Origin of the sequence: Tetzosporium hominis, from assembly GCF_002265435.1 — a bacterium.
Classification (GTDB): Bacteria; Bacillota; Bacilli; order Bacillales_A; family Planococcaceae; genus Chryseomicrobium; species Chryseomicrobium hominis.
Window position 1 is genome coordinate 1 of sequence record NZ_NOKQ01000379.1, and the last position, 257, is coordinate 257.

Consider the following 257-nt stretch of genomic DNA (forward strand, 5'->3'; position numbering starts at 1 on the left):
AGCATTGCCGCTTCCGCCAAGGCAGTTCCGCCATCATACATAGAGGAGTTGGCAATATCCATTCCTGTTAGTTCACAAATTATCGTTTGGAATTCAAAAATAGCCTGAAGCTCCCCCTGTGAAATTTCCGGCTGATAAGGTGTATACGCCGTATAAAATTCAGAGCGGGAAATGACATGATCCACAATGACAGGCTGATAGTGATCATATACACCTGCTCCTAAGAAAGACGCGTGTTGTACCGTATCACGATTTTT

1 pseudogene is annotated in these 257 nt (G+C 44.0%); it reads right to left on the reverse strand.

Annotation, left to right across the window (positions count from 1 at the left end):
• Positions 1-257, reverse strand: a pseudogene (locus CF394_RS15450) (glycine dehydrogenase); the annotation flags it as partial.